The organism is Clavibacter rahimiani (assembly GCF_052654495.1).
The window spans coordinates 130,707-147,755 of record NZ_CP199790.1; the positions used below are offsets into that span (position 1 = coordinate 130,707).

General features: G+C 73.4%; 19 protein-coding genes. 11 read left to right on the forward strand and 8 right to left on the reverse strand.

Features of this window, described 5'->3' with window-relative positions:
- Both ACT7CP_RS00610 and ACT7CP_RS00615 read right to left on the reverse strand, forming a co-directional pair.
- On the reverse strand, positions 1-945 hold the full coding sequence (locus tag ACT7CP_RS00610) for a carbohydrate ABC transporter permease (protein ID WP_413961952.1): 945 nt from the start codon (positions 943-945) through the stop codon (positions 1-3).
- Entirely contained in the window at positions 942-2,291 is a 1,350-nt protein-coding gene (locus ACT7CP_RS00615) for an ABC transporter substrate-binding protein (protein WP_445442945.1), read from the reverse strand. The genes ACT7CP_RS00610 and ACT7CP_RS00615 overlap by 4 nt, the downstream gene beginning before the upstream one ends.
- 237 nt (positions 2,292-2,528) lie before the next feature.
- Between ACT7CP_RS00615 and ACT7CP_RS00620 the strand changes: the two genes are divergently transcribed.
- A complete protein-coding gene (locus ACT7CP_RS00620; RefSeq protein WP_445442946.1) occupies positions 2,529-3,740 on the forward strand; it encodes an ROK family transcriptional regulator in 1,212 nt (403 codons plus the stop codon).
- 21 nt (positions 3,741-3,761) lie between these two features.
- Here ACT7CP_RS00620 and ACT7CP_RS00625 read toward each other — a convergent pair whose 3' ends face one another.
- Entirely contained in the window at positions 3,762-6,377 is a 2,616-nt protein-coding gene (locus ACT7CP_RS00625; RefSeq protein ID WP_445442947.1) for an MMPL family transporter, read from the reverse strand.
- Between the two features lie 67 nt (positions 6,378-6,444).
- On the opposite strand from ACT7CP_RS00625, the gene ACT7CP_RS00630 reads away from it, so the two are divergent.
- From ACT7CP_RS00630 to arfB, 5 genes are all read left to right on the forward strand, one after another.
- On the forward strand, positions 6,445-7,029 hold the full coding sequence (locus ACT7CP_RS00630; protein WP_445442948.1) for a TetR/AcrR family transcriptional regulator: 585 nt from the start codon (positions 6,445-6,447) through the stop codon (positions 7,027-7,029).
- Between the two features lie 76 nt (positions 7,030-7,105).
- Positions 7,106-8,308, forward strand: coding sequence for an MFS transporter (locus ACT7CP_RS00635; RefSeq protein ID WP_445442949.1), 1,203 nt, complete (start codon positions 7,106-7,108; stop codon positions 8,306-8,308).
- Positions 8,309-8,348: 40 nt separating this feature from the next.
- A complete protein-coding gene (locus ACT7CP_RS00640) occupies positions 8,349-9,197 on the forward strand; it encodes a phosphatase PAP2 family protein (RefSeq protein ID WP_445442950.1) in 849 nt (282 codons plus the stop codon).
- Positions 9,198-9,225: 28 nt separating this feature from the next.
- Positions 9,226-9,465, forward strand: a complete 240-nt coding sequence (locus ACT7CP_RS00645) for a hypothetical protein (protein ID WP_413961960.1) — start codon at positions 9,226-9,228, stop codon at positions 9,463-9,465.
- A gap of 38 nt (positions 9,466-9,503) precedes the next feature.
- The gene (gene arfB, locus ACT7CP_RS00650; RefSeq protein WP_414759057.1) at positions 9,504-9,926 is read left to right on the forward strand and encodes an alternative ribosome rescue aminoacyl-tRNA hydrolase ArfB; all 423 of its coding nucleotides are present in this window, start codon (positions 9,504-9,506) and stop codon (positions 9,924-9,926) included.
- A 48-nt stretch (positions 9,927-9,974) separates the two neighbouring features.
- Here arfB and ACT7CP_RS00655 read toward each other — a convergent pair whose 3' ends face one another.
- Together ACT7CP_RS00655 and ACT7CP_RS00660 are read right to left on the reverse strand one after the other, a co-directional pair.
- Positions 9,975-11,024, reverse strand: coding sequence for an LLM class flavin-dependent oxidoreductase (locus ACT7CP_RS00655; RefSeq protein WP_445442951.1), 1,050 nt, complete (start codon positions 11,022-11,024; stop codon positions 9,975-9,977).
- A 79-nt stretch (positions 11,025-11,103) separates the two neighbouring features.
- A complete protein-coding gene (locus tag ACT7CP_RS00660; protein WP_445442952.1) occupies positions 11,104-11,250 on the reverse strand; it encodes a hypothetical protein in 147 nt (48 codons plus the stop codon).
- Positions 11,251-11,318: 68 nt separating this feature from the next.
- On the opposite strand from ACT7CP_RS00660, the gene ACT7CP_RS00665 reads away from it, so the two are divergent.
- On the forward strand, positions 11,319-11,660 hold the full coding sequence (locus ACT7CP_RS00665; RefSeq protein ID WP_445442953.1) for a DUF2200 domain-containing protein: 342 nt from the start codon (positions 11,319-11,321) through the stop codon (positions 11,658-11,660).
- Here the strand turns inward: ACT7CP_RS00665 and ACT7CP_RS00670 are convergent.
- Both ACT7CP_RS00670 and ACT7CP_RS00675 read right to left on the reverse strand, forming a co-directional pair.
- Positions 11,657-11,884, reverse strand: a complete 228-nt coding sequence (locus ACT7CP_RS00670; RefSeq protein ID WP_445442954.1) for a DUF2283 domain-containing protein — start codon at positions 11,882-11,884, stop codon at positions 11,657-11,659. The genes ACT7CP_RS00665 and ACT7CP_RS00670 overlap by 4 nt on opposite strands.
- On the reverse strand, positions 11,884-12,459 hold the full coding sequence (locus ACT7CP_RS00675; protein ID WP_445442955.1) for a TetR/AcrR family transcriptional regulator: 576 nt from the start codon (positions 12,457-12,459) through the stop codon (positions 11,884-11,886). The genes ACT7CP_RS00670 and ACT7CP_RS00675 overlap by 1 nt, the downstream gene beginning before the upstream one ends.
- A gap of 96 nt (positions 12,460-12,555) precedes the next feature.
- Between ACT7CP_RS00675 and ACT7CP_RS00680 the strand changes: the two genes are divergently transcribed.
- Complete coding sequence (locus tag ACT7CP_RS00680; RefSeq protein WP_445442956.1) at positions 12,556-13,677, forward strand: zinc-binding alcohol dehydrogenase family protein; 1,122 nt, start codon at positions 12,556-12,558, stop codon at positions 13,675-13,677.
- Between the two features lie 115 nt (positions 13,678-13,792).
- Positions 13,793-14,194, forward strand: coding sequence for a hypothetical protein (locus tag ACT7CP_RS00685; RefSeq protein WP_445442957.1), 402 nt, complete (start codon positions 13,793-13,795; stop codon positions 14,192-14,194).
- Between the two features lie 42 nt (positions 14,195-14,236).
- On the opposite strand, the gene ACT7CP_RS00690 is transcribed toward ACT7CP_RS00685, so the two are convergent.
- On the reverse strand, positions 14,237-15,424 hold the full coding sequence (locus ACT7CP_RS00690; protein WP_445442958.1) for a sensor histidine kinase: 1,188 nt from the start codon (positions 15,422-15,424) through the stop codon (positions 14,237-14,239).
- Positions 15,425-15,670: 246 nt separating this feature from the next.
- Here ACT7CP_RS00690 and ACT7CP_RS00695 point away from each other — a divergent pair, with 246 nt between their 5' ends.
- Positions 15,671-16,363, forward strand: a complete 693-nt coding sequence (locus tag ACT7CP_RS00695; RefSeq protein ID WP_413961970.1) for a response regulator — start codon at positions 15,671-15,673, stop codon at positions 16,361-16,363.
- Positions 16,360-16,950, forward strand: coding sequence for a YdeI/OmpD-associated family protein (locus ACT7CP_RS00700; protein ID WP_445442959.1), 591 nt, complete (start codon positions 16,360-16,362; stop codon positions 16,948-16,950). The genes ACT7CP_RS00695 and ACT7CP_RS00700 overlap by 4 nt, the downstream gene beginning before the upstream one ends.
- Positions 16,951-17,049 lie beyond the last annotated feature (99 nt).

Genomic DNA, 17,049 nt, shown 5'->3' on the forward strand with positions numbered 1-17,049 from the left:
TCACACCTCCACCTTCGCCAGGCGGATGTAGACCGCGCCGAGCACCAGGACGATGACGAGCAGGATGATGGACGCGGCGCTGCCGATCCCGATCTGGGAGAACTGCAGCGCGCGCTCGTAGATGTAGATCGCGGCCAGGCGCGTCTGCCCGCCGGGCCCTCCGCGCGTGAGGAAGTACACGAGCCCGAACACGCCGACGGTGCTGATGGTCGTGAGCAGCAGGTAGAGGAACACCGGGCCGCGGATCAGCGGCAGCGTGACGTGGCGGAAGATCTGCACGGCGCGGGCGCCGTCCATGCGGGCCGCCTCGATGAGCTCGACCGGCACGTCCTCGAGCGCGGCCTGGAACATGATCATCGCGAAGGCCACCCCGCGCCAGATGTTGACCAGGATGATCGCGAGCATCGGCGCCGTCTGGAGCCAGGCGGTCGGCTCCTGGCCGAACACCTGGGTCAGCCGGTTGAGCGTGCCCTCCGGGCTGGTCGCGAGGACGCTCGCCCAGGTGAGCGAGGCGACGACCTCGGGGACCACCATCGGCGTGAGCACGGCCGCGCCGAAGAAGCCCTTGCCGCGGATCCACGGTCGGCTGAGGAGGATCGCGGCGACCATGCCGAGCACCGTCTGGCCGATGATGGCCGAGAAGAGCAGGAACGTGCCGGTCTGCCCCAGCGACCCGAGGAAGTCGGCGTTCGTCAGCAGGTAGGCGTAGTTGTCGAGGCCGATGAACTTCGGGTCCCGGGCCGCGAAGCCGGTGAGCTGGGTGTTGGTGAGGCTCAGCCACACGCTGTAGACCGCGGGCAGGACGATGAAGACGGTGATGAGCAGCGCCGAGGGTCCGAGCAGGAGCAGCACGAGCGGCAGGTTCGACCGCCTGCGCCTCCGCGCCGGTGCAGGCGGCCGGACGGCCGCCTGCACCGGGATCGCGGCGTCGACGACCGACGTCACTCCTTCACCAGGTTCGGGCCGAGGAGGTCCGTCGCGTCCTTCACGAACGCGTCGTACGCCTGCTGGCCGTCGGCCTCGCCGCTGAGGATCATCTCCGTCGCGGTCGCCACCGCCTGGCCGATCTGGTCGGCACCGTCGCCCGTCACCACGTAGATGCTGTCGGCGAGGTCCTCGCCGGCCTCCAGCAGGCGCGGCTCACCGGAGTAGGGCGCGACGTCGTCGAGGTCGTCGCGAGCGGAGGCCGCCCCCGAGGCCGTCAGCTGCTGGGCGAGGGGCTCGCCGCTGGAGAGGTACTTGACGAACTCCATCGCCGCCTCCTTGTTCTCCGACTGCTCGGAGATCGCGTAGCCGCCGCCGGTGCTGCTCCAGCCGTAGGGCTCGTCGCCGGAGCGCAGGCCCGGGAACTGCCAGGTCGTGACCTTCTCGTCGAGGCCCTCGATCGGGGTCGCGCCCTCGGGCCCCCAGTCGAACTTCCAGCCCCACGTGCCCTGCGCGGCGACCTGGATCTCGCCCGCGGGGAACTTCTCGTACTTGGTGGGCTCCCAGGGGTTCGGGTTCTGCAGGTCCTCCACCGGCATGAGGCCCTTCTCGACCAGCTCGGCGTACAGCTCGAAGACGGCGAGCCACCCGGGGCTCTCGAGGTCCCACGTGTCGGTCTCGGCGTCGTAGTAGCCGGTGTCGGTGCCGCCGAGCAGGGGCTGGAAGCCCTCGCCCCACGTGCCGCCGCCCCACGCGGTGCCGGCCGGGATGACGATGGGGGTGCCGCCGGTCTTCTCCTTGACCTGCACGAGCCGGTCGATCAGCTCGTCCCACGTCGCGGGCTGGGAGGTGTCGACGCCGACCTCCTGCAGCACGTCCTGGCGGATGAAGAGGTTCAGGACGCCGGCGCCGGAGGGCAGGCTGTAGATGCTGCCGTCCTGGCGGGTCATGGCCTCCTTGACGGCGGGGTAGTAGTGCGACCAGCCGTCCCACTCCTCGAGGTAGCCGTCGAGGGGCTCGAGGTAGCCGGCCGAGGACCACGCGATGGCCATGTTCTCGCCGATGTCCAGCACGTCCGGCGCCTGACCCGCGATCAGCTGCTGGGTCATCTTGGTCATGAACTGCTCGTCGGTCAGCTGATCGGCGATCAGCTCGACCTCGATCTCCTTGCCCTGCTCCGCCATCGCGGCCTCGAAGCCGGGGATCTCGGCGCCGATGGCGTCGATGTTGGTCTGCTTGGTCTCCATGATCGTGATGGTCACGGGGCCGTCTTCGCCGGATCCGCCGCCGTCGTCGCTGGAGCAGGCGCTGAGCCCGACCGCGACGGTTCCGGTGACGAGGGCCGCGATCACGCGGGAACGCTTCATTGCGATGCCTCTCTCCGCGCCCTGTCCGTCGGCCACTTTGCCACTTCGATGGGATAAAGCGCTGGTGTGATGTTAGGACATGCGGTCATGGAGCGTCAATGGCGGGCGCGGATCACCGGCCCGCCGGCCCTGTCCGCGCTCGGCCCGCGGCCAGGCGGGCGCCGCGCGCTGCGGTAGCTTCGACGGACGCCGGGGGACGTCCGCTCCCGGCGCACCCGGTCCACGCGAGGAGGGCTCATGCCCCGAGGCAGCAACCTGCCGCGCCTGGCCGACTACAACCAGGCCGTCGTGCTCGACCTCGTGCGACGGGACCCCGGCCGCAGCCGCGCCGACCTGCAGCGGGTGTCCGGGCTGGCGTCGCAGACCATCTCGAACATCACCCGACGGCTCATCGACACCGGGATGATCCGCGAGAGCGCCCCCGGCGACACGAGCCGCGGTCGGCCGAGCATCCCGCTGTCGGTGGATCCGGACGGCGCCTGCGCGGTCGGCGTGCACGTCGACCCGGCCCGCCTCACGGTGCTCCTCCTCGACATCGCCGGCGGGATCCGCGACCGCCGCGAGCTCCGCACCCCGCAGTCGCCCCACCCGGACGACACGACCGCGCTCATCGCGTCGACCGTCGAGGAGATGGTCCGGGCGTCCGGCATCGACCGCACGCGCGTGCTCGGGCTGGGCGTCGCGGTCCCCGGCCCGCTCGACGTCCGCACCGGCGTCATGATCGCGCCGCCGCAGCTCCCCGCATGGCGGCACGTGCGCCTGCGCGCCGCCCTGCACGACGCGACCGGGCTGCCGGTGCTGCTCGACAAGGACGTGACGGCCGCGGCCACCGCGGAGCTGCGCGCGTCCGCCGCGAGCGACCTCCTGTTCCTCTACCTCGGCTCCGGGGTGGGCGCCGCGATCGTCTCCGAGGGGCGGGTGCTCCGCGGCGTGAGCAACAACATCGGGGAGATCGGCGACATCCTCGTCGACCCGGACGCGGAGGACCTCGGCTGGGGCGGCCGTCGGGGCGGGCTCGCGGCGGCCTGCGTGCCGGAGGCGCTCGTGACCCAGGCGGTGCAGGCGGGGCTCATGCCGCTGCCGGACCTCGCGGACTACCTGGCGCTCGACGACGCGCTGACGCGCCTGTCGGAGCTCGCCGCCGGCGGGGATCCCGTGGCCGGCGAGCTCCTCGCGCGCGCCGCCCGGCGGGTCGCCTCCGGGATCGCGGTGCTCGTGAACCTCCTCGACGTGCCGCGCGTGGTGCTCGGCGGTCCCGCGTGGAACCGGCTGCGCGCCGCGTTCCTGCCTGTGCTCGAGGATGCGGTGCGGCGCGAGCTGGTCGTCGCCCGCCCCGGCCTCGAGGTGGTCGGCAGCGCCGTCGGGGAGCAGATCGCCGCGCAGGGCGCCGCCGAGCTGGTGCTCGACAGCGCCCTCGCGCCGCACGCCGGCGTGCTCGTCATGGGGTGACGGCGGCCGGTCGTCCGCGGATCAGTCGCGCGGGAGCGCGGCCGTCTCCGCCTCGATGGTCGAGGTGGTGGGCGGCGCGGCGTGCGCGCCGTGGCCGCCGTCCGCGGGGAGCCCGTCGGGCAGCGCGGTCGCGGACGCGTGCGGGTGGCTGCGCTCGAGCGCCGCGCCCTCGATGTCGACGTCGGGCAGGATCCGGTCGAGCCAGCGCGGCAGCCACCAGGCCGAGCGGCCGAGCAGGTGCATGAGCGCGGGCATCAGGAGCATGCGGACCACGAACGCGTCGAGCAGCACGCCGAACGCCAGGCCGAAGCCGATGGACCGGATGATGGTCGACTCGGAGAAGATGAACCCGCCGAACACCGACACCATGATCAGCGCCGCCGCCGTGACGACCGCGCGCCCGGCCCGGAGGCCCTGCACCACCGCGAGCCGCGCCTCGGCGCCGTGCACGTAGGCCTCCCGCATGCCGCTCGCGAGGAACAGCTGGTAGTCCATGGCGAGGCCGAAGAGGATCCCGACGAGGATCACCGGCAGGAAGCTCAGGATGGGCCCGCTGTTCTCCAGCCCGATGAGGCTCGCGCCCCAGCCGAACTGGAACACCGCGACGATGAGGCCGTAGGTCGCGAACAGCGACAGCACGAACCCGCCCGTCGCGATCAGCGGCAGGAGGATCGAGCGGAACACCACGATCAGGATCAGCAGCGACAGGCCCACCACCACGAGCAGGTAGAGGGGCAGCACCGCGGCCAGCGCCTCGGAGATGTCGATGTTGGTGGCGGCCTGGCCGGCGACGCCGAGCGAGATGCCGCCGTCGAGCTCGGGAAGCGCGCGGATGTCCTGCACGAGCTGCTCGGTGGACGGGCTGTTCGGGCCCTCCATCGGGAGGACCTGGAACGCGAGGACGGTGTTGTCGTCCGTGTTGGCGACGGGCGCCACGGCGACCACGTCGTCGAGGTCGTGCAGCGCCTGGGCGATGTCGACCTGGGTGGCGAGGAGGTCGTCGTCGGCGAGGCCGGCGGGCACGTCGGCGACCACGAGCAGCGGGCCGTTGGCGCCCTCGCCGAACTCGTCGGCGACCGTGGTGAAGGCGCGCTCGCTGGTGGATCCGGCGGGCTCGCTGGATCCGTCCGGGAGGCCGAGGCGCATCGAGAGGCTGGGGATCGCGACCACGAGCAGGGCGACGATCGTGCCCACCACCGTGAGCACGGCGCGCGCGTTCGACATCGGCTTCAGCGCCCTCGCGGCGTCCTGCGTCTGCGCCGGGTGGGCGGCGGCCGCCGTGGCGCGGTCGCGCTTGCGGAGGACGCGCGCGCCGGCCAGGCCGAGCACCGCGGGCGTCAGCGTGATGGCGACGAGCACCGCGACGGCGACGCAGACCGCGCCGACCGTGCCCATCAGCGCGAGGAACGGCACGCCCGTGATGTTGAGGGCGAGGAGCGCGACGATCACGGTGGCGCCCGCGAACACGACCGCCGTGCCCGAGGTGCCGGTGGCGAGCCCGATCGACTCGCGCACGCCCGTTCCCGCGAGCATCTGCTTGCGGTGCCGGTTGACGATGAAGAGCGAGTAGTCGATGCCGACCGCGAGGCCCAGCATCACGCCCAGCACCGGGGTCACCGACGCCATGTCGACGACGCCGGAGAACGCGAGCGACGCGGTGACGCCGACGCCCACGCCGACCACCGCGGTGACGATGGGGAGCGACGCGGCGATGACCGTGCCGAGCATGACGATGAGGACGATGGCGGCGATGAGGAGGCCGACGACCTCGCCGATGCCGAAGATCTCGGGGACGCCCTGCGCGAGGTCGGTCGCGAAGTCGACGCTGGTGCCGTCGACCGGGGAGTCCTGGAAGTGCGCGATGGCCTCCTGCTTGGTCTCCTCGGAGAGCTCGAGGCGCGGATCCGTGAAGGAGACGTTGACGATCGCGGTGGAGCCGTCCTCGGACACGACGCCGATGCCGTCCGTGAGGCCGAGGAGCGTGCGGCCGAGCTCGGCCTGCTCGGCACCCGCGTCGAGCTGGGCGCGCGAGGAGTCGACGGTGGCCTGCTGCTCCTGGAGGGCCTGGGTCTGCGCGTCGAGCTGGGCCTGCTGCGCGTCGAGCGGGGCGAGCTGGGCGGCCTGCGCGCCCGCGGCCTCGGCCTGCTGGCGGGCCGCGGTGAGCTGCTGCTGGCCGGCCTCGAGCTGCGCCCTGCCGGCGTCGAGCTGCTGCTGCGCGGCGTCGAGCTGGGCGCGGCCGGAGGTGATCTGCGCGTCGCCGCCCTCGAGCTGCGCGGCCTGGTCGGCGCGCTGCTGGGTGACGGCGAAGGGATCCACCACGCCGGCGACGCCCGCGAGGTCGCCCGCGCTCGTCGCGAGGGCGGAGATGTCCGCCTTCTGCTCGTCGGTGAAGGCCGAGCCGTCCTCGGTGCGGTACACGACCGTGCCGGTGCCGCCCGCGGTGTCGGGGAGCGTCTCGGCGAGCTCGTCGGTGACGGCGCCGGACGCGGTGCCCGGGATGTCGAAGCTGTTGCCGAGCGTGCCCGCGAAGGCGAGGAACGAGCCGACGCCGATGCCGAGGATCACCACCCAGGAGATGATCACGAGCCACGCGCGACGCGCGGCCATCGAACCGAGCCGGAACAGCAGTGATGCCATGTCATCTCCTTCAGACGCTTTGACCATACGCTACGTCTCGTCTAGTTTCCCGAGCTACCCTGAGCGGATGAACGAGCACCGGTCCGGCCGGGTCCGCAGCGAGGCGGCCCGCGAGGCGATCCTCGGCGCCACCGTGCGCCTCATCCACGCCCGCGGCTACGACCACCTCACGATGGAGGGCGTCGCCAAGGAGGCCGGCGTCGGCAAGCAGACGATCTACCGGTGGTGGCCGTCGCGCGGCGCGCTCATCGCCGAGTGCATGACCGAGGGCCGGTTGATCCCCGTCGAGTTCGCGGTGCCGGACACGGGCGACCTCCTCGCCGACATCGAGCGCTGGCTCACCGGCGTGCTGGCCGTGCTCGACGCCCCGACCGGCGGCCCGCTCGTCCGCTCGCTCGTGGCGGCCGCCGCCGAGGACGCGGCCGTCGGCGACCGCCTGAGCGCCAGCCTCGGCGTCGACCGTGGGCTCTCCGACCGCCTGGCCTCCGGGATCCGCGCGGGCCAGCTGCCGCCCGACGCCCCGGTGGACGAGCTCGGCCACGCGATCCTCGGTGTCATCGTGCTGCGCGTGCTCGGGCGCAAGAGCGACCACGCGGAGAGCGTGACGCGGCTGGTGCGGTTCGTGCTGGGGGCGGGCGGGGCGACGGCGTGAGGGCTCCGCGCCTCGGCTGCTCCGTCATCGCCCGCACCCCCTAGGCTTGGATTACAACGTTGTAAACGGAGGCAGCATGGAGCGGATCGACCCCGAGCGCGCGCGGCGACGCTGGCTCCTCGCGATCCTCGCGGGCTTCGCGCTCGGCGGCTTCACGCTGTCGAGCTGGGCGGCCCGGCTGCCCGCGATCCGCGCGGGCCTCGAGCTCGACGACGCCGAGCTTGGGTTCGTGCTCCTGGCGACGACCGCGGGATCCGGCGCGGGTCTCCTCGCCTCCCGGTTCCTCCTCGGCGGCGGGGGAGCCCGGCGCTCGCTCGCCACGGCGGCCCTCGCCATGGCCGCGGGCGTCGGGATCGTGGGCACCGGCGTCGCGGTCGGGAGCGTGACGGTGCTCCTCGTCGGCTTCGCGATCGCGGGGATCGGCCTCGGCGCCCTGGACGTGCTCCTCAACATCGACGGCGCGGTCATCGAGCGGCTGTCGCGCCGCACCCTCATGCCGCTGATGCACGCGGCCTGGCCCGCGGGCGCCGTGCTCGGGGCGGGCGTGGGCGCGGCGTGCGCGGCCCTCGGGATCACTCCGCAGGCGCAGCTCCTCGCGCAGGCCGTCGTCATCGCGGCCACCGGGGTGGTGCTGGTGCGCGCGGTGCCGGCCGGGAGCCGGGGGACGCGTCGCGCGCGGCGACGGCGCGGGGAGGCGCGGGTCCGACGGGCACCGCACGTCGACGCCCGCCTGCTCGCCATCGGCGTGGTGATGCTCGGCGCCGAGCTCGGCGAGGGCGCCGCCAACGGCTGGATCAGCGTCGCCGTGCGCGACGCGATGGGCCGCCCCGAGGCCTTCGCCGCCGCCGCGATCGCGATCTACGCGGCGGCCCAGGTGGTCGTCCGGGTGGCGGCCGGTCCGCTCGTCGACCGCTTCGGCCGGGCCGCGGTGATCCGCTGGACCTCCGCCCTCGGCCTCGCGGGCGTCGTCCTCTTCATCCTCGACCTCGGCACGGTGCCGCTCGTGATCGGCGTGGTCCTCTGGTCGGTCGGCGTCTCGATGGGATTCCCGCTCGGGATGTCCGCCGCGGCCGAGGGCGACGACCCGACCGCGCGCGTGACCCTCGTCGCGAGCGTCGGGTACGTGGCCGGCTTCGTCGGACCGCCGCTCATCGGCCTGCTGGCCCAGGGGTTCGGGATCCTGCCGGCGCTGTGGCCGGTCGCCGTGCTGTTCCTCGTGGGCGCGCTGCTGGCGCCCGCGTTCCGGTCGCGCCGGTCGACTCCCGGCGCACCTGGGTAACGTCGAGGGGCGGATCCGTTCCGCGGACGTGAGGAACCACATGAGCGACACCCGCGGGCTGCGGCCCCTCGACCCGACCGAGCAGGGCGTGGAGGGCGAGCTCCGGCACGACCGCTTCCTCGGCGGCCACGACCTCACGCGCTGGATGACGCCCGTCGGGCGGATCCTCGCCCGCGTCGTGCAGCGGATCATGCGCGTGCTCGGCCCGCACGCCGCCCTCGTCATCACGCTGCTCGTGGGCCTCGCGCTCGCCGTGGGACTCTCCGCGATCGCCGCGCAGGTCTACGACAGCGTCACCGACGCCGACGGGGTCGCCGGCCTCGACAAGCCGCTCCTCACGTTCATGCTCGGGCTCCGGTCGCCGGGGCTCGACGTCGCGGCGACGGCGTACACGGACATCGCGGGCGTCGTGATCATGCCGATCATCGCGGTCGTCACGATGCTGTTCCTGGCGATCCGGCGCCGGTCGTGGACGCCGATCATCCTCGTCACGGCCGCGGGCACCGGATCCCTGCTGCTCACCATCGCGGGCAAGGAGATCATCGGCCGCGCCCGCCCCGACCTCGCCGACGCGGTGCCGCCGTACGAGACGTCGCCGTCGTTCCCGAGCGGCCACACGCTGAACGCGGTCGCGATCGCCGGGATCCTCGCCTACGTGCTCCTCCTCCGCCAGCACCGCCGCGCGACCCGCGTGCTCTCGATCACGGTGGCGGTGGTCTTCGCCGTGACCGTCGGCATCTCCCGCGTGTACCTGGGCCACCACTGGTTCACCGACGTGCTCGCGGCCTTCTTCCTCAGCGGCGCGTGGCTGGCGCTCGTGATCACGGCGCACCGGCTGTACCTGACGGCGCGGCGGCCGGAGCCGGTGGAAGCGGACGCGCGTCGCTGATCCCTCCGGCGTGTGGGACGGTGGGGACATGGACGACAGGCGCAGCTTCGAGCACGACTCCGCGGCACGGCAGCGGATGACGGGGGAGCCGACGGCCCGTCAGAGCCTGGTGCTCGTGGCCGTGACGGCCGTCATCGCCTCCGCCACGGCCGCCTTCCTGCAGATGGGGCTGCTGGCCACGTTCCTCTTCGTCGTCGTCGGGATGCTGGTCCTGGGGGCCGTCGGCTGGGTGATCCTCAGGCGCATCAACCTCCGCCGGCACCGATAGGGAGCAGACGCCGGCAGGTGTCGTGCCACGCTTGCCGCATGGATCTCGTGGTGTCGCCGGCGCTGACCATCCCCGCGGCCGAGCTGCAGTGGCGGTTCTCGCGGTCGTCCGGGCCCGGCGGGCAGCACGTCAACACCTCGGACAGCCGTGTCCAGCTGACGTGGGACGTCGTGGGATCGCTCGTGCTCAGCGAGGCGCAACGGGAGCGGATCCTCGAGCGGCTCGGCCGGCGCCTGGTCGCGGGGACGATCACGGTGACGGTGTCCGAGCAGCGGTCGCAGCTGCGGAACCGGGTCGCCGCGATCGACGCGCTCCGCGAGATCGTGGCCGACGCGCTGGCGCCGGACGCCGCGCAGCGCCGCGCGACGCGGCCCACCCGCGGCTCGCAGCGCCGCCGCCTCGCGGCCAAGACGCAGCGGTCCGCCACGAAGCAGCAGCGCAAGCGGCCGACCGGCGACTGACGGCGGGCACCGTGCCCGGGAGGAGACGGCGCCCGCGTCAGCGACGGATCAGGCGGACGCCCCCACCGACTCCTCTGCCCGGTCCCACCCCAGCGCCTCGCCGATCTGCTTGATCGCCGCGAGCGAGCGGAGGTTGAAGTCCACCCCGAGCTGGTTCGGGATCGTGACGAGCAGCGTGTCCGCCGCGGCGATCGCCTGGTCGGCGCCGAGCTCCTCGATGAGGCGCTCGGGCGTGCCGATGTAGGAGCGGCCGAAGCGCCACTTCTCGCCACCGACCTCGCCGACCTGGTCCTGGCCCTCGACCTGCGCGCGGATGCCGAAGTAGCGCTCCGACTCGTCGTCGACGATGGGGATGATGCTGCGGCTCACGCTCACGCGCGGCTCCCACGCGTGCCCGGCGGCGGCCCAGCCGTCGCGGAACTGCTGGATCTGCTCCGCCTGGAGCACGTCGAGCGGAACGCCGGTGTCCTCGGAGAGGAGCGTCGACGACATGAGGTTCATGCCCTGCTCGGCCGCCCACTTGCCGGTCGCGCGCGTGCCGGCGCCCCACCAGATCCGCTCGCGGAGGCCCGGCGACTGCGGGGTGAGGGCGACGCGGCCCGCGACCATGCCGCGCTGCGGGGCGCCGTCGGCGAGCTCCTCGCCCTCGAGCGCGCGGAGGAAGAGGCCGGTGTGGCGGCGGGCCATGTCGGCGTCGGTCTCGCCGTCGCGCGGCACGTACCCGAACGACTCGTAGCCGGCCTCGACCTGCTCGGGCGATCCGCGGCTGATGCCGAGCTGCACGCGGCGGTTGGAGATGAGGTCGGTCATGGCCGCCTCCTCCGCCATGTAGAGGGGGTTCTCGTAGCGCATGTCGACGACGCCGGTGCCGATCTCGATCCGGCTGGTGCGGCTCGCGATGGCGGCCAGCAGCGGGAACGGCGCCGCCTGCTGCGGGGCGAAGTGGTGCACGCGGAAGTACGCGCCGTCGATGCCGATCTCCTCGGCTGCCACCGCCAGGTCGATCGACTGGAGGAGGGAGTCCTGGGCGGTGCGGACGCGGGACCCGCGCACGTCCTGCCAGTGGTTGAACGACAGGAAGCCGATCTTGGTGGACATGCCCGCTCCTCGGTGCTCGTGGCGACGGCATCCAGGTGGATGCGTCTGCATGAAGTGGGAACGGTGGCAGGGCCGCCGTTCATTCCCGAGTGGAGTCGGGCTCGGTCGGCTCCGTCAGCTCGTGCGCGCTGAACTCACCACGACGGGCGCGCTCCATCGCGGCCAGAAGGCGAGCGGCGCCGATGGGGTTCCTCATCACGTAGGACGTCTCGTCGTCCGTGCTCATGCCATGCCTCTCGTCGGGTCCGGACACCGGGGCTGGATCCATCATGCCCATCGGCCTACGCTCCGGTCATGCACCGCATCTACACGACGCCCTTCGCGGCGGTCCACGTGCTCTACGTGACGAAGGTGGAGCGGAAGGGCCGCACGCGGGCGGAGGTCGACGAGGCGATCGGCTGGCTCACCGGCTTCGACGCCGCGGAGCTGCAGCACCACCTCGACGCGGAGACCACGTTCCAGGACTTCTTCGCCGCCGCGCGCCGGAACCCGTCCGCCGACGAGGTGCGCGGCGTGATCTGCGGGGTCCGCATCGAGGAGATCGAGGACCCGCTGATGAAGGAGATCCGGATCCTCGACAAGCTGGTGGACGAGATCGCCCGCGGCCGGCCGATGGCGAAGGTGCTGCGGAGCTAGCCGAGCCGCGCCGCTCCCGCCAGCACCGCCGCCGGCAGCACCGCGCTCGCGTGCAGCACCTCGATGCCGAGGAGGCGCCCGTCGGCGTCGAAGTCGAGCGCGACCTCGCCGCGGTCGCCCGGGGTCGTGATGGAGTGGATCGTCGTGGCCGCCTCCCCGTCGCCGATGGGCCCGGCCAGCTCGACGTACGCGGCGTCCGCGGCCGGGTCGTAGGTGACGCGCATCAGCCGCCCGCCGCCATCAGCCGGCGGAACGCGTCGAGCGTGTCGTGCAGCACGGCGGCGAGGTCGGTCTCGGGGCCGCCCTCGGACAGCCAGCGGCCGATGGAGACGCCGAAGACCGTGGCGGTCGCGTGGGCCACGAGGACGGCGGTGAGCGGATCCACGCCGCGCTCCACGAAGCCCGCCCGCACGGCCTCCTGCATCGCGTGGACCTTGCGCATCTCGCGCTCCTGCAGCCCGGCGTCCGCGCCGATGATGCGCTTGCGGGCGAGCAGCGCGTCCCGCCCCTCGGCGAACTGCGACGCGACGACCTCCGGGAAGCCGTCCTCGACGACCTGCAGCGGCGACCGTTCGGGCGCCGCCTCGCGGATGATGCGCGTGACGAGGGCGGGCAGCTCGTCCTCCTCGGCGAAGAGCACCTCGCGCTTGTCGGCGAAGTGGCGGAAGAAGGTGCGGGTCGTGAGGCCGGCGCGGGCGGTGATCTGGGGCACGGTCGTGTCGGCGAAGCCCTGCTCGCGGAACAGCTCGAGCGCGGCGGCGGCGAGGCGCTCGCGCGTGTCCGGCTGCCATCTGCTCATGCGTCGATCCTAGTGATGACACGGCGTGCCATGAGTGTGTACGGTGATGACACGCGATGTCATCGGGCAGCGCGACCCTCACATCGGAGATCCGCCGTGCCCACCGAATCCGCCGCCTGGCTCGCCTCGTCCGCCGCCGACCTCACCGTGGGTCCCGCACCGCGGACCGCTCCCCGGGAGGGCGAGGTCGCCGTCCGCGTCCGGGCTGTGGCGATCAACCCGCTCGACATCATGAAGCAGCACATGGGCGACCTGATGTACCGCTGGCTCCCGCACCCCGCCGTGCTCGGCGAGGACGTCGCGGGCGTCGTCGAGGAGGTCGGCCCCGGGGTCACGCGCTTCGCCGTGGGCGACCGCGTCGTCGCGTACGCGGTGGGCATGGAGAAGGGCCGACGGCACGCGCCGGAGGGCGGGTTCCAGTCGCGCGCGATCGTCCGCGCGGACCTCGCCGCCCCGATCCCGGACGCGCTGCGCTTCGAGGACGCCGCCGTCCTCCCGCTCGGCATCTCCACCGCCGCGTCCGGCCTGTTCGGCGCGGGCCAGCTCGGCCTGCGCATGCCGGACGCGACCACCCCGGCGACGGGGGAGACCGTGGTGGTGTGGGGCGGATCCACGAGCGTCGGCGTGAACGCGATCCAGCTCGCCGTCGCGGCCGGCTACGACGTCGTCACCACCGCGTCGCCGCGCAACCACGCGCTCGTCGAGTCGCTCGGCGCGAGCCGCGCGTTCGACTACCGGAGCCCCACGGCCGTGCGCGACATCGTGACGCACCTCGCGGAGGGCGGCCGACGGGTGGCGGGCGTGCTCGCGATCGGCACCGGATCCGGCGGGCCCGCGGTCGCGATCGCCGTCGCCACGGGTGCGAAGCGGGTCAGCATGGCGAGCCCGCCGGTGTCGTTCGAGACGCTCCCGCGCGGCGGCCGGGTCGGCCTCCCGCTCGTGCGCCTCGGGATCCGCATGGGCACCGCGACACCGGCCCTGATGCTCCGGGCGCGCGTCCGCGGGATCCGCGCGACCTTCATCTGGGGCAGCGCCCTCATGCACGACGAGGTCGGCCCGATGCTCTGGGAGCAGTTCCTCCCGACGGCGCTCGCCGAGGGCCGGTACGTCGCCGCGCCCGCGGCGGAGGTGGTCGGCACGGGACTCGAGGCGATCCAGCCCGCGATGGACCGGCTGCGCGCGGGCGTCTCGGCGCGGAAGGTCGTCGTCTCCCTGTAGCGGCGGCGATCCGCGCCCGCCTCCCGTACGGAAGTAGCGCGGATCCGATGCGTCCGTGTTCGGCCCTCGCCCCATGTCGCGTCACGATCCATGCAGAGGGGAAGGGGAGCGGGACATGGGCTACTACAGGAGGCTCGCCTTCGAGCTGCGGATGCGGGGCCTCGACGAGGCGCGGATCCGCTCGACGCTCGAGGACGTGCAGAGCGACTGCCGGCTCGCGCAGGCGTCGCCGGAGGTCCGGTTCGGGGATCCCCGCGTCTTCGCGGGGCAGTTCCCGCAGCAGCGGACGTGGACGCCCGGCAAGCGCTTCGTGACGGTGACGGCCGTGATCGCCGCCCTCCTCGCGGTGGCGCTGATCGCGGTGTCGGCGACCCTCGACATCGCCATGCGCGTCGGGCCCCTCTCCGTGCCGCTGTGGTCGGGGCTGCTCCTGGCGGCGCTCGGCTTCGTCGGCGGCTTCGTGCTGGACCGCCGCCTGCCACGCGGGTTCGACGAGACCGCGGCCTCCGTCGTGTGAGGTCCGCATCGCCGGGACGTCCGACCGCGTCCGCCGCCCGGATCAGTGCCGCGGCAGCCGGGCGCTGAGCACCCAGGATCCGTCGACCTCCCGGGCCTCGAGGCTGCCGCCCAGGAGGGTGACGCGCTCCCGCATCCGGTGCACCCCGTACCCGGACGAGGGGATCGGGCTCGCCGTGGAGGCGGGCGGCATCGTGCTGGAGACGGTCACCGTCACGTCGGGCCCGCCGGGGTCGACGTCCACGCGCACCACCGGGCGGGATGCCGCGTGCTTGGCGACGTTGGTGGCGGCCTCCCGCAGCAGCCGGACGATCGTCCGCTCGATGGCGGTCGACACGTCCACGCCGTCGAGCGGCCCCACGACGACGTGCGCTCCGAGGGCCTCGAGGTCGCGGCGGACCGTGCCGACGGCGCCGACGAGGGTGTCCCCGTCCTCGTCCCGGTCGCCGGCGGTCGTGCTCCGGTCGTCCCGCACCACCCGCAGCACGCGTCGGATGTCCGCGAGCGCCTGGTCGGCGCTGTCGCGGATCGCGACGACGGACTGCGCCCGCAGCGCCGGGTCGTCGACCCGCTCCAGCACGCGCACGTGCATGGCGACCAGCGTGACGTCGTGGGCGATGATGTCGTGCAGCTCGTCGGCGATGCGCTGCCGCTCCGACTCGAGCTCCGCATCACGTGCCCGCTCGAGATCCAGGAGGTCGACCGCCAGCCTCCGCTCGCGCCGCAGCGACGTGCGCAGGGTCCAGCCCACGAGGGCCGCGAGGGCGCCGATGAGGAGCACGACGGGCAGCGCCGCCGAGGTGAGGGACTCCGCGGTCGCCGCGTGCAGCACGACGACCGCCGCCGCCGTCACCGCGTAGAGCGCGCTGAACCAGCGAGGGCTCGTGAAGACGACCAGCCCCATCGCGATGGCGAGGTAGACGGCGAGGCCACCACCCTGACCCGCCGCGGTCTCCAGCAGGGCGGCCAGGAGCAGGGAGATGGCAGCGGCGGGCGGCGACCACGCGAACAGCGCCACGGCCACCGTCGGCGCCTCCTGCGCCACGAGCTCACGCCAGGACGACGCCGGATCCTCGATGAAGCCCGCGATGTCGACTACCAGCACGAGCGCGATCACCACCAGGAGCGCGAAGCGCCCCCCGGTGGGGAGGTCGGAGAAGCCCGCGTCGCGCCCGCGCCACGCAGGGGGCAGGCCGGTCATCCGGCGGCGGAGGTGCCCAGCTCTCGTCACCCGCCCATCATGACGGGTCGACCGCGCCCCTCACTTGCAGATCTTGAGGAGCTTGCACGCCTCGTTCCAGAAGCCCGTGGGTCGGATGATCCCCATCAGCGCCAGCAGTGCCTGCATCGTCGTCCCCTTCTCCATGCGTCGGGAGAAGGTTCGCCGCGTCGGTACCGACGGCGATGCATCCGAAGGTCGCGACCGACGAGACTTCCGTATGGTCCTCGGCCCCGGGTCGCCCCCTAGGCTCGCGGCATGGAACCCATCCGCGTCCTCATCGCCGACGATGAGGCGCTGGTACGGCACGCGCTCCGCATCTTCGTGGCGTCGGATCCCGGCATGACGGTCGTCGGCGAGGCCGGCGACGGCGTCCTCGCGGTGCGCGCGGCCGAGGAGCTGCGACCGGACGTCGTGCTGATGGACCTGCAGATGCCGCGCATGGGCGGGATGGAGGCGACCCGGCGGATCACGGCGGCGCTGCCCGACACGCGCGTGCTCGCCGTCACGACGTTCTCCTCGGAGCGCCACGTGGTGCCCGCGCTCCGTGCCGGCGCGTCCGGCTACCTCGTCAAGGACAGCGAGCCGGAGGACATCCTGCACGCCATCCGCGAGGTCCGGGCGGGCCGGTCCGTCATGTCGCCGCGGATCACACGCGACCTGATCCTGTCCCTCCGCGAGGATCCGGAGACCGGCTCGCCGGCGGCCTCGGGCCACGAGCCGTTGACGACGCGCGAGTACACGATCGTCCGCCTCATCGGGCGCGGCATGTCGAACGCCGAGATCGCCCGGGAGCTCCACCTCTCCGAGCCGACCATCAAGGCCAACCTCAGCCGCGTGATGACCAAGTGGGACGTGCGCGACCGCGTGCAGGTGCTCATCCACGCCGTCCGCCACGGGGTCGTCGACCTGACGCACTACGAGGCCGAGCCGTCGGGCCGAGCCCGGTGACCGCCGCCGGCAGCGTCCCCGACCTCCTCACCGTCCCCGACCAGGCGGCCTGGCGCGCCTGGCTCGACGCGCATGAGGAGGCGTCCGACGGCGTGTGGCTCGTGCTCGCGAAGAAGGGCACGACGGATCCGACCTCGCTCACCTACGCGCAGGCCCTCGACGAGGCGCTGTGCAGCGGGTGGATCGACGGGCAGACCGCGAGCATCGACGAGCGGATCTTCCGCCGCCGCTTCACCCCGCGGCGGAAGGCGTCGCTGTGGTCGGAGCGCAACATCGGCCTGGTCGCGACCCTGACCGCGGAGGGCCGGATGCGCCCCCGCGGCGTGATGGAGGTCGAGCGCGCTCAGGCCGACGGCCGGTGGGAGCGCGCCTACGCGGGCCAGGCGTCCGCGGCCGAGCCCGAGGACCTGCTGGCCGCGCTCGCCGTGTCGCCCGCGGCTGCCGACACCTTCGTGACCCTGTCCAAGGTCAACCGCTACGCCGTGATCCACCGCATCGCGACCGCGCCGAACGCGACCGTGCGCGCGAACCGGCTGGCGAAGCTCGTCGCGATGCTCGAGCGCGGGGAGACGCCGCACCCGCAGTAGGGCGGGCGGTCAGCGCGCGCGGGCGAACCAGTCCCGGAGCGGCGGCTGCCGCATGCGCGAGAGGGCCGGGCGGGAGAGGATCCTCCCGCCCGGCCCTCC